Origin of the sequence: Nocardia aobensis NBRC 100429 (genome assembly GCF_000308375.1) — a bacterium.
Taxonomy (GTDB): Bacteria; Actinomycetota; Actinomycetes; order Mycobacteriales; family Mycobacteriaceae; genus Nocardia; species Nocardia aobensis.
In genome coordinates this window covers 3,715-16,701 of sequence record NZ_BAFQ01000178.1, presented here as the reverse complement: position 1 = coordinate 16,701, position 12,987 = coordinate 3,715, and the positions used below count along the sequence as shown (strand labels likewise).

Below are 12,987 nucleotides of genomic sequence, written 5' to 3'. Positions count from 1 at the left end.
CCGCTGAAGGTCGCGCTGTTCCGGATCACCGGCGGGGACCAGGCGGCCGAGGAACACGTCCTCGCGTTCACCGTCCACCACGTCGCCGCCGACGGTTCCTCGATGGGACCGCTGGCCCGTGATCTGATGGCGGCCTACGCCGCACGCGTCCAGGGTGAGGCGCCGCAGTGGACGCCGCTGCCGGTGCAGTACGCCGATTACGCGCTGTGGCAGCGCGAGGTGCTCGGCTCCGAGGAGGACCCGGAATCGCTGGCCGCCCAGCAGGTGGCCTACTGGACCACGGCTCTCGACGGGCTGCCGGATCAGCTGGAACTGCCGACCGACCGTCCGCGTCCGCCGGCCCAGTCGTTCCAGGGCAAGGCGATTCGCTTCGAGATCGACCCGCAGCGCCACGCCCGCCTGCACGAGCTGGCGCGCGCGAACAACGCCTCGCTGTTCATGGTCGTGCACGCGGCGCTGGCCGTCCTGCTCTCGCGGCTCTCGGGGACCGGCGATATCGCCGTGGGCACCCCGATCGCCGGACGTGGTGAGCGCGAACTCGACGATCTGATCGGCATGTTCGTCAACACGCTGGTGTTCCGCACCCGCATCGACGGCAACGCGAGCTTCGCCGAGCTGCTCGCCGATGTGCGCGAGCGCGACCTCGAGGCCTTCACCAACGCCGACGTGCCGTTCGAGCGGCTGGTCGAGGTGCTCAACCCGGTGCGGTCCACGGCGCGCAACCCGCTGTTCCAGGTGGGTCTGTCGTTCCAGAACCTGGCCGAGACCGCCCTGGAACTGCCGGGTCTCTCGGTGAGCGCGGTGAATTTCGATTCCCAGCTGGCCAAGACCGATCTGCACGTGACGCTCTACGACCGCTACGCCGAGGACGGTTCACCGGCCGAGATCATCACCGAATTCGGTTATGCCATCGACCTTTTCGACGAGTCGACGGTGCAGGGCTTCGCGGACCGGTTCGTCCGGGTGCTCGATGCGGTGATCGCGGACGTGTCCGGCCCGGTCGGTGATATCGACCTGCTGGATCCGGCCGAGAACGAGCGGATCCTGTGGCAGTGGAACGAGACCGCCCACCCGATCGACACCGAGGCGACGCTGGTGTCGCTGCTCGATGACACGGTCGCCGCCGATCCGACCGCGGTCGCGCTGGTGGTCGACACCGAGGCCACCGGAACGGCGCAGCAGGTGCTGACCTACGGCGACCTCGACGCGCGAGTGAACCGCTTGGCGCGCTACCTCGTCGAATGCGGGATCGGCACCGAGGATCGGGTGGCGCTGGCACTGGGCCGCTCGGTGGAGCTGATCGTCGCGATGTACGCGGTGGCCAAGACCGGTGCGGCCTACGTGCCGATCGATCCGGGCCAGCCCGCCGAACGCATCGACTACATCCTCGAGACGGCCGCCCCCGCCTGTGTGCTGACCACCTCGGCCGTCGTCGCGGCCACCGCCGGCGACGACGACGAGAGCGCGCTGCGCTGGACCCCGCAGCGTCCGGTGATCGAACTCGACGGGCTCGAGCTCTCGGGGTACTCGGCGGCGCCGATCACCACGGGGGAGCGGTTGCGTGAACTCACCGCCGGCAATGCCGCGTACGTGATCTTCACCTCCGGTTCGACGGGCCGCCCCAAGGGCGTGGTGGTGTCGCACGGCGCCATCGTCAACCAGTTGCGCTGGGAGATCGCCGAATTCGGCCTCGGCGCCGGGGATTCGGTGCTGCTCAAGACCGCGGCCACCTTCGACCTGTCGGTGTGGGAGTTCTGGACCGCCGCCGCCTGCGGTGGCCGCCTGGTGGTGGCCGCGCCCGAGGGGCATCGCGATCCGGCCTACCTCAACGATCTGATGCTCGGCACCGCCGTCACCACGCTGCACGTGGTGCCGTCGATGCTGGACGCTCTGCTCACCGAGAGCGAAGGCATGCTCAGCTCGTCGCTGAAGCGGGTGCTCGCCATCGGTGAGGCGCTGCCGGCCGCGACCGCGCAGCGCTTCCTGCAGACCGCCGGGGCCGCGCTGTTCAACCTGTACGGCCCGACCGAGGCCGCGGTCTCGATCACCAGCCATCGCGTCACCACCGCCGACCGGCAGTCGGTGTCGATCGGTGCGCCGGAGTGGAACAGCCGGGTGTACGTGCTGGATTCGCGGCTGCGGCCCGTTCCGGTGGGTGTGCCGGGTGAGCTGTACCTGGCCGGTGCGCAGCTCGCGCGCGGCTACTTCGGTCGCGCGGATCTGACCGCGGACCGGTTCGTCGCCGATCCGTTCGGGGCGCCGGGCACGCGGATGTACCGCACCGGTGACCTGGTGGCCTGGACCGAGCGGGGCGAACTGGACTATCGGGGCCGCACCGACTTCCAGGTGAAGATCCGCGGCTTCCGCATCGAACTCGGCGAGATCGAGGCGGTGCTGCTGCGGCAGCCGGTCGTCACCGCGACCGCCGTTGTCGCGCACGCGGATCCGAATCTGGGCGATCGCCTGGTCGCCTACGTGGTCGGCACCGCCGAGCTGGACAAGCAGGCATTGCAGGCCGCGCTGGCCGAACAGCTGCCGTCCTACATGGTGCCGTCGGTGTTCATGCAGCTGGACGCGCTGCCGCTGAACGCCAACGGCAAACTGGACCGCGCCGCCCTGCCCGAACCGGTCTTCGAGAAGGCCGTCTTCCGCGCGCCGGTGACCCCGATCGAGCAGATCGTGGCCAACACCTTCGCCGATGTGCTGCGCAAGGAATCCGGCACGATGGGCCGCGACGACGACTTCTTCGCGTGGGGCGGTAACTCGCTGCTCGCCACGCAGGTCGCCGCGCGCCTGGGCGAGGCTCTGAACACCCGGGTGCCGGTGCGCCTGCTGTTCGAGGCCTCCACGGTCGCCGCGCTCGCCACCCGGGTCGAGCATCACGCCGATGCCGGCGGTCGCCGCGCGCTGACCGCCGCACCGCGCCCGCCGCGGATCCCGCTGTCGCTGGCGCAGCAGCGGATGTGGTTCCTCAACCGCTTCGACACCGCCTCGGCCGCCTACAACGTGCCGATCGCGGTGCGGTTGAGCGGTGCGCTGGACGTGTCGGCGCTGCGGGCCGCGATGGCGGATCTGGTGGCGCGCCACGAGATCCTGCGGACCGTCTACCCGCAGACCGACCAGGGCCCGGTGCAGGTGATCCTGCCCGCGGCCCAGGCGATTCCGGAACTCGAACTGCGCGTGGTCGATGCCGCCGCGGTGGAGTCCGAGGTGGTCGCGCTGATCAACACCAGCTTCGACGTCACCACCGAGGTGCCGGTGCGGGTCGCGCTGTTCGAGGTCCGTTCCGGTAGCGATACCGAAACCGCGAGCGGCACAGGCGAATACGTGCTCGCGATGGTCGTGCACCACATCTCCGGCGACGGTTCGTCGGTGGGCCCGCTGACTCGCGATCTGATGACCGCCTACGCGGCCCGCGCGGCCGGGCTGGCGCCGAACTGGGCGCCGCTGGCGGTCCAGTACGCCGACTACAGCATCTGGCAGCGCGAACTGCTGGGCAGCGAGGACGATCCGGATTCGCTGGCCTCCAAGCAGGTCGCGTACTGGAAGCAGGCGCTGGCCGAGCTGCCCGATCAGCTCGATCTGCCGGCGGATCGCCCGCGTCCGGCCGTGCAGAGTTTCGCCGGCGGCAAGGTCGAGATGCGCATCGATGCCGAACTGCATCGCGCGCTGATCGACCTGGCCCGCACCGAGGGCGCGACGCTGTTCATGGTCGTGCACACCGCGCTGGCCGTCCTGCTGTCGCGGCTGTCGGGTTCCGACGACATCGCCATCGGCACGCCGATGGCCGGTCGCGGTGAGGCCGTACTCGACGACCTGATCGGTATGTTCGTCAACACGCTGGTGTTCCGCACCCAGGTCGACGCCGGGGCCGGCTTCACCGAACTGCTGGGGCGTCAGCGCGATATCGACATCCAGGCCTTCGCCAACGCCGATGTGCCGTTCGAGCGGCTGGTCGAGGTGCTCAACCCGGTGCGCTCCACCGCGCGGCATCCGCTGTTCCAGGTGGGCCTGTCGTTCCAGAACCTGGCCCAGGCCACCCTGGAACTGCCGGGCCTGCGGGTGAGCGGATTGGACTTCGACACCCAGCTCTCGCAGTTCGACCTGCACCTGATCGCCACCGACCGCTACAGCGACACCGGTGCGCCCGAAGGCATCACCGGATTCTTCACCTACGCGACCGACCTGTTCGACCACGAGACGGTGGCGGGCTTCGTGGATCGCTTCGTGCGGATGCTGGGCGCGATCGTGGCCGAACCGCGCACCGCGGTCGGCGATATCGATCTGCTCGACGCCGCCGAACGCGATGCGCTGGTCTCCGCCCGCAATGCCACCGATCACCCGGTGGACCGGTCGGCGACGCTGGCCTCGCTGCTGGACGCGACGGTCGACACCCACTCCGAGCGGGACGCACTGGTCGGGGCCGATGGCACCCGGATGACCTACGCGGAACTCGACCGCCGGGTGAATCTGCTGGCCCGTCATCTGATTTCGCTCGGTGTCGGACCGGAGTCGCGGGTCGCGCTGGCGATGCGCCGCTCGGTCGACCTGGTGGTCGCCATGTACGCGGTGACCGTGGCCGGCGGCGCCTATGTGCCGGTGGATCCGGATCAGCCGGCCGAACGCACCGGCTACATCCTCGACACCGCCGATGTGGTGTGTGTGCTCACCGATGCCGACGCCGCATTCGAGACCGAGGTCGCACCGGTGGTCCGCGTCGACGACCTCGACACCACCGGTGACGATTCGCCGATCGAGGACGCCGAACGGGTCGCGCCGCTGCTCCCGCAGCACACCGCCTACGTCATCTTCACCTCCGGTTCCACCGGGCGGCCGAAGGGTGTGGCGGTCCCGCACGCCGCGGTGGTCAACCAGTTGCTGTGGAAGATCGCCGAATTCGGCCTGGGCGCCGAGGATTCGGTGCTGCTGAAGACCGCGGCCACCTTCGACCTGTCGGTCTGGGAGTTCTGGTCGGCGGCCGTCTCCGGCGGGCGCCTGGTGATCGCGGCGCCGGACGGCCACCGCGATCCGGCCTACCTCAACGAGCTGATGGCCCGCGAGGCGGTCACCACGCTGCACGTGGTTCCCTCGATGCTGGACGCGCTGCTCACCGAATCCGATGGGACACTGACGAATTCGCTGCGTCGCGTGCTGGCGATCGGTGAGGCGCTGCCGGGTGCGACCGCGCAGCGGTTCCGCCGCGACAACGCCGGTGAACTGTTCAACCTGTACGGCCCGACCGAGGCCGCGGTCTCGATCACCAGCCACCGCGTCGCCGCGGACGAACAGCAGTCGGTCTCGATCGGTGTGCCGGAGTGGAACAGCCGGGTCTACGTGCTGGATTCGCGTCTGCACCCGGTTCCGGACGGCGTCGCCGGTGAGTTGTATCTGGCCGGTGCGCAGCTGGCCCGCGGTTACTTCGCGCGGCCGGATCTGACCGCGGACCGGTTCGTGGCCAACCCCTTCGAGCCCGGCACCCGGATGTACCGCACCGGTGACCTGGTGAGCTGGAATGCACAGGGCGAGCTGGACTATCAGGGCCGCACCGACTTCCAGGTCAAGATCCGCGGCTTCCGCATCGAACTCGGCGAGATCGAGTCGGCGCTGTTCGGCCTGGACGAGGTCGCGCAGGTCGCGGTGCTCGCGAAGTCGGATCCGCGCATCGGCGACCGGCTGGTCGCCTATCTGGTGCCGGCCGGCGAGAGCCTCGACATCGACGGGGTGAAGTCGGCACTGAACGCGGCGTTGCCGTCGTACATGGTGCCCTCGGCGTTCGTCGAACTGGACGCGTTGCCGCTGAACATCAACGGCAAACTGGACCGGCGCGCGCTGCCCGAACCGGAATTCGAGACCACCGCCTTCCGGGCGCCCTCGACACCGATCGAAGAGGCGGTCGCCTCCGTCTACACCGACGTGCTGTCGGTCGAGCGGGTCGGCGCCGACGACGACTTCTTCGCCCTCGGCGGTAACTCGCTGCTGGCCACGCAGGTCGCCGCGCGCCTCGGTGCGTTGCTCGACACCCGGGTGCCGGTGCGGGCGCTGTTCGAAGCCTCGACGGTGGCCGGGCTGGCCGCCAAGGTCGAACAGCAGGCCGGTGCCGGTGGTCGCCCGCCGCTGACCGCGGGACCGCGCCCCGAGCACATCCCGCTGTCGCTGGCGCAGAACCGCATGTGGTTCCTCAACCAGTTCGACACCACCTCGTCGGTGGACAACATCCCGGTGGCGATCCGGCTCTCCGGCGCGCTCGATGTGTCCGCGCTGCGTGCGGCGGTCGCCGATCTCATCGCACGTCACGAGATCCTGCGCACGGTCTACCCCGAGACCGATGCCGGTCCGGTGCAGCGGGTGCTGTCGCCGGCGGAGGTGGCGATCGATCTCGAGCCGGTACGGATCGACGAATCCGGCGTGGTCGAGGCCGTCGCCGCCGCGGTGACGACCGGTTTCGACGTGACCGCGCAGATTCCGTTCCACATCCGCCTGTTCCAGGTCACCGACACCGACTTCGTGCTGGTCTTCGTCGCGCACCACATCGCGGCCGACGGCTGGTCGATGGGCCCGCTGACCCGGGATCTGATGGTGGCCTACGCCTCGCGCGCCGAGGGCGCGGCACCGGCGTGGGCGCCGATGCCGGTGCAGTACGCCGACTTCAGCATCTGGCAGCGCGATCTGCTCGGCTCCGAGGACGATCCGGAGAGCCTGCTCAGCGCCCAGGCCGACTACTGGCGGCAGGCACTGGCCGGGATTCCGGACGAGCTGAACCTGCCCGCGGATCGCCCGCGGCCGACCGTGCAGTCGTTCCAGGGCGGCCGGGTACTGTTCCCGATCGGCAACGAGCTGTACGACGGGTTGCAGCGCACCGCCCGCGAACAGAACGCGACGCTGTTCATGGTCGTGCACACCGCGCTCGCGCTGTTCCTGGCGCGGATGTCGGGTACCGACGACATCGCGATCGGCACCCCGATCGCGGGCCGCGGCGAGGCCGAACTCGACGATCTGATCGGCATGTTCGTCAACACGCTGGTGCTGCGGACCCATGTGCGCGGCGAGCTGACCTTCGGTGAGCTGCTGAGTCACGCCAAGGATGCGGACCTGCAGGCCTTCGCGCACGCCGACATTCCGTTCGAGCGGCTGGTCGAACTGCTCAATCCGGAACGCTCCACCGCGCGGCATCCGCTGTTCCAGGTGGCGCTGTCGTTCGAGAACCTGCCCGAGAGCACGTTCGAACTGCCCGGATTGCACGTCTCGGCACTCGATTTCGACGTCGACACCGCGAAATTCGACCTGTCGCTGACGGTTCGGGAATCCGGCGACGGCCGCAACGGCATGTACGCCGAATTCTCCTATGCGCGTGACCTTTTCGACGAGGCCACGGTGGAGGTGTTCGCGCAGCGGTTCACCCGTCTGCTCGAGGCGATCGTCGCGCAGCCGCAGACCGCGGTCGGCGATCTGTCGCTGCTGGCCGCCGACGAGTACGAGCTGCTCACCCACGTCCACGGCGACGAGGTGATGGCGACCGGTCTGCTGCCGGATCTGATGAGCCACGGCGTCCGGCTGGGCCGGGATCGAATCGCGGTGCGCTACAACGGTGAATCGATCACCTACGGCGAACTCGACGACCGGTCCTCGCGCCTGGCACGGGTGCTGATCGAACGCGGTGTCGGACCCGAGCAACTGGTCGCGGTCTCGTTCCCGCGGTCCTACGAGATGGTGCTGGCCGTGCTGGCCGTCACCAAGGCCGGTGGCGCGCACGTGCCGGTGGATCCGAACTACCCCGAGGATCGGGTGCGCCACATGCTCACCGATTCCGGTGCGCTGCTGGGTATCACCGGTTCGGCGTATGTCGGCGACCTGCCCGGCGACGTGGACTGGCTGGTCCTCGACGATCCGGCGACCGACGAGTTGTGCTCCGCGCAGTCGGCGGCACCGGTGACCGATGCCGACCGGCGCGCCCCGCTGCAGATGGCGCACCCCGCGTACGTCATCTACACCTCGGGTTCGACAGGTAAGCCCAAGGGCGTCACGGTGACCCATGCCGGCCTCGGTGGCCTGGCCGATGTGGCGACGAGCCTGTACGGCCTGGAGCCGCAGCATCGGTTCCTGCACATCTGCTCGCCCAGCTTCGACCCGTCGGTGCTGGAATGGGTGTGCGCGTTCTACATCGGCGCCACCCTGGTGATCACGCCGTCGCAGATCATCGGTGGTCCGGAACTGGCGGAGCTGCTGCGCACCGAGCAGGTCACCCACACCATCATCACGCCCGCGGTGCTGGGCACGATGGATCCGGCCGACCAGGAGCAGTTGCTGGTGACGTCGGTGGGTGGCGATGTGACCACGCCGGAACTGCTGGCCAAGTGGCAGCCGGGACGCAAGTACTTCAACGCCTACGGTCCGACCGAGACGACGATCATCTCCTCGTACGCGCGGTTGTTCCCGGGTGACCACATCACCATCGGCACCCCGGTGCACGGTATGTCGGCGCTGGTGCTCGACTCCCGGATGAACCCGGTGCCGCCGGGCGTGGCCGGTGAGCTGTTCCTGTCCGGCGGCGCGGTGGCCCGCGGCTACCAGCATCGGCCGGGGCTGACCGCGGAGCGGTTCGTCGCCAACCCGTGGGGTGCGCCCGGAACCCGCATGTACCGCACCGGTGACGTGGTGCGGTGGTACGCCGAACCGGATGTGCGCGGTGGCAACATCGCCCGCCCGGAGGTGCCGTGGGAGCTCGATTACGTCGGCCGCACCGACTTCCAGGTGAAGATCCGCGGCTTCCGCATCGAACTCGGTGAGATCGACGCGGTGCTCGGCCGGCATCCGGATGTCGAATTCGCGATCACCATCGGACGCGAAACCGCCGCCGGTGCGACGATTCTGGTGTCCTACGTGCTCGGCGTGCCGGGGCGCGCGGTCGATCCCGCGGCGGTCACCGACCATGTGGCCGCGGTGCTGCCGCCGCATATGGTGCCCTCGGCGATCGTGGTCCTGGACGAGATTCCGCTGACCCCGGTCGGCAAGCTCGACCGCAAGGCGCTGCCGGAACCCCAGCTGGCGCCGCGCGAGTTCCGGGCGCCGACCAGTGCGCTCGAGGCGACCATCGCCGAGGTGTTCGCCGAGGTGCTGGGCGTCGATCAGGTCGGGCTCGACGATTCGTTCTTCGCGCTCGGCGGTGACTCGATCCTGTCGATCCAGCTGGTCTCGCGGGCCAAGGCGCGCGGTGCGCTGTTCACGCCGCGGCAGGTCTTCGAGCGGCGCAGCGTGGCCGCGCTGGCGGAGATCGCCACCCGCGCGGGTGAGGCCGAGCAGCAGGTGCTGGCCGAACTGCCCGGTGGCGGTGTCGGCGAGATCCCGATGACGCCGATCATGGCCTCGATCCTCGGCACCGGCTCGTCGTATCAGCGGTTCTCGCAGGCCATGGCGCTGCGACTGCCCGACGACACCGACCGGGAGACCCTGGTCGCGACCGTCGCCGCGGTCGTCGATCACCACGATGTGCTGCGGACCAGGTTGCGGCGCGACGAATCCGCCCCCGTGGACGCCACGGACGGATGGACGTTCGAGGCGCTGGAGCAGGGCGCGATCGATGTCGACGCCCTGGTGCGTCGGGTCGAGTTGCCCGGCGACATCTCCGAGGCGGAACTGTCGCGCCGGGCGAGCGCCGAATACGACGCCGCGCTGGGTCGCCTCGATCCGGCGAACGCGGTGATGACGCAGTTCCTGTGGTTCGCCTTCACCGGTGCGCAGGACGACGCCGCGCCGCGCCGCCGGGACGTGCTCGTGATCGTCGCCCACCACTTCGTGGTCGACGGTGTGTCGTGGCGCATCCTGATCCCGGATCTCGCGGTGGCCTGGTCGCAGCTGAAGTCGGATCAGGCCGTGACGCTGCCGGCGAACGGCACCTCCATGCGCCGCTGGGCGCACGCCCTGGTCGACGCCGCGGCCACGCGGACCGCGGAACTGCCGTTCTGGCAGCGGATTTCGGCGGCCGAGGATCCGGTGCTGGGCGAGCGGGCGTTCGACCCGGCGGTCGACACCTTCGCCACCGTCGACCGGGTCGAGGTGCTGCTCCCGGCCGAGGTGACCGATGCGGTGCTGACCGGCGTGCCGGACAAGTACCGGGCCGGCGTCAACGACGGCCTGCTGTCGGCGCTCGCGCTGGCGGTGAGCACGTGGCGCGGTGAATCCGCGGGCGGTGCCGCGCTGGTGAAGCTCGAAGGTCACGGCCGTGAGGAGAGCGTGGTTCCGGGCGCCGATCTGTCCCGCACGGTCGGCTGGTTCACCAGTGCCTATCCGGTGCGGCTGGATCTGGGCCACGCCGATGTGGCGACCGCCCTGCGCGGTGGAAAAGCGCTGGGCGACATCGTGAAATCGGTGAAGGAGCAGCTGCTCGCGGTGCCGGACAAGGGCATCGGATACGGCCTGCTGCGCTATCTGAATGCCGCGACCGGAACCGAACTGGCGACCGGCACCGCACCCCAGATCAGCTTCAACTATCTGGGCCGCGCGGATACCGGTGCCGGCGCCGAGACGGCCGAAACCGCCTCGGGCCCGGTCGGTTTCGACTGGGCGCCGGTGGCGGACCTGGGACAGCTGGATGCCGACATGGATCCGGATATGCCCGCCAACGCCGCGATCGACATCAACGCGATCGTCACCGACGGCCCCGAGGGCGCGCAGCTGTCCGCCTCCTTCGCGTTCCCGACCGGGCTGTTCGGCAAGCAGCGCGTGCAGGAGTTCGCGGATCTGTGGGTGGCGGCGCTGACCGCGCTCGCCGAGCACGTCCGGCAGCCGGAAGCGGGCGGTCTGACGCCGTCCGATCTGCCGCTGGTGGAGGTCGCGCAGTCCGAGATCGACGAGTGGGAGCAGCAGGATCCGGGTCTGTCGGATGTCTGGCCGCTCTCGCCGCTGCAGTCGGGTCTGCTGTTCCACGCGATGATGACCCAGCAGACCGTGGACGTCTACACCATGCAGGCCGTGGTGGATCTGGGCGGCGTGGTCGACGAGGACCGGCTGCGGGCGGCCGGTCAGGCCATCCTGGACCGCTACCCGAACCTGCGCGCCTCCTTCGTCACCGATGCCGGTGGCCGGGCGGTACAGCTGATCTCGGATCGGGTCGAGGTGCCGTGGCGGACCGTCGATCTGACGGATCTGGATCGGCCGCAGCGGATTCCGGAGTTGAGGCGCCTGCTCGAAGAGGATCGGGCGACGCACTTCGACATGTCGCGGGGGCCGCTGCTGCGGTTCACGCTGTATCGGACCGACGCCGAGACGTTCCATCTGGCCATCACGACCCACCACATCCTGGTGGACGGCTGGTCGATGCCGCTGCTGATGCGGGATCTGCTGGTGCTCTACGCGGTGCGCGGTGATACCGCCGCGCTGCCGCGGGTGTCCTCGTACCGGAACTTCCTGAGCTGGCTGGCCGGGCGCGACCGCGAGGAATCGCTGCGCACCTGGTCGCGGGCACTGGCCGGTGCGGACGAGCCGACCCAGCTCGCACCGCCCGCGCGTGGACCCGAGCACTACGAGATCGAGAAGTTCGTCGCCGAGGTCGACGAGGACCGCACGCGCCGGATCACCAAGTACGCCGCCGAGGTCGGGGTCACGGTGAACACGCTGGTGCAGGCCGCGTGGGGCATTCTGCTCGGCCGGCTCACCGGCCGCGACGACGTGGTGTTCGGCGCGACGGTCTCCGGCCGGCCGCCGGAGCTGACCGGGGTGGAATCGATGGTCGGCCTGTTCATCAACACGCTGCCCGTGCGGGTCGGTGTGGACGACCGCCTGTCGGTCGGTGAGCTGCTGCAGCGCCTGCAGCGCGATCAGACCGATCTGCTCGACCACCACTACGTCGGCCTCACCGATATCCAGCGGATCGCCGGTGCCGGAGCACAATTCGACACGCTGCTGGTGTTCGAGTCGTATCCGATGGATACCGACGCGATCGCCGCGGCGAGCTCGATCGACGGCATGTCGGTGACCGGTGTCGGCACCAACGACGCGACCCACTACCCGCTGACGCTGCTGGTGACCGCCGAATCGACGATCGAGGTGACCTGGAAGTACCTCACCAGCCGGTTCACCGCCGAGGAGGTGCACACGCTCGCCGAGCGACTGGGCCGGGTGCTGGACGCGCTGATCGGCGATCCGACGGCCGCGGTCGGTGATATCGACATCCTCGACGCCGAGGAGCGGGCGCGCATCCTGGCCGGGGCCGCGGTGACCGCCGAACCGGTCGCCGAGCCAGGCCGGGTCGGCAGCCGTACGGTGGCCAAGGCCCTCGGCGATGTGGTCGAGGAGGATCCGCAGGCTCCCGCGCTGCTGTCCGGCGACGCCGAAATCGCCTATCACGAGGTGGATTCGCGGTCGTCGAAGCTGGCCCGGGTGCTGATCGGGCGTGGTGTCGGACCGGGTGACATCGTCGCGGTGGCGCTGCCGCATTCGGTCGATGCCGTGGTGGCGCTGTGGGCGATCCAGAAGGCCGGCGCCGCGGCGCTGTTCGCCGACGGCCTGTCCTTCGGCGACATCGTCGCCGCGGGCGCCGGCTGGGGTATCGCGCTGGAACCGGCGGCCAAATCGGTGCGCTGGCTGGTCCCGACCGATCCGAAGGTGCGGGCGGAAATCGATGCGGCGCAGGCACATCCGGTGTCCTACGCCGACCGGGTCCGGGTCCTGCAGGACGACCATCCGGCCTTCGTGGTCCGGGCGGCCGACGGCACCCTGCGCACGCTGACCCAGGAACAGGCCCTCGAGCATGCCGATGCCCTACGCGCCGAGCACGAGATCGACTACGAGTCGACCACGTACACCACGGCGGCGGCGGGCCCGGCAGCGCTGGCGGAATTCCTGACCTCCGCGACCGCGGGCGCCCTCTCCGTCCTGCCCAGCGGCGATATCGCCGGCGATCTGGCCGAGGGCGAGGTCAGCCACTGGTTCACCGTGCCGGGCGAGGCGACCGATGCCGCCGACGGCGAGGTGCGGGTGATCGAGGCGGAGTGA

At 69.7% G+C, this 12,987-nt stretch carries 1 protein-coding gene (only partly in view); it reads left to right on the top strand.

The annotated features are described in order from the left end of the window. Positions 1 to 12,987 carry the end of a non-ribosomal peptide synthase/polyketide synthase gene (locus RJ03_RS23200; protein ID WP_036505730.1) on the top strand. Its footprint begins 31,062 nt before the window's first position, so the window shows 12,987 of its 44,049 coding nt (coding positions 31,063-44,049); the start codon falls outside the window, past its left edge; the stop codon is at positions 12,985 to 12,987.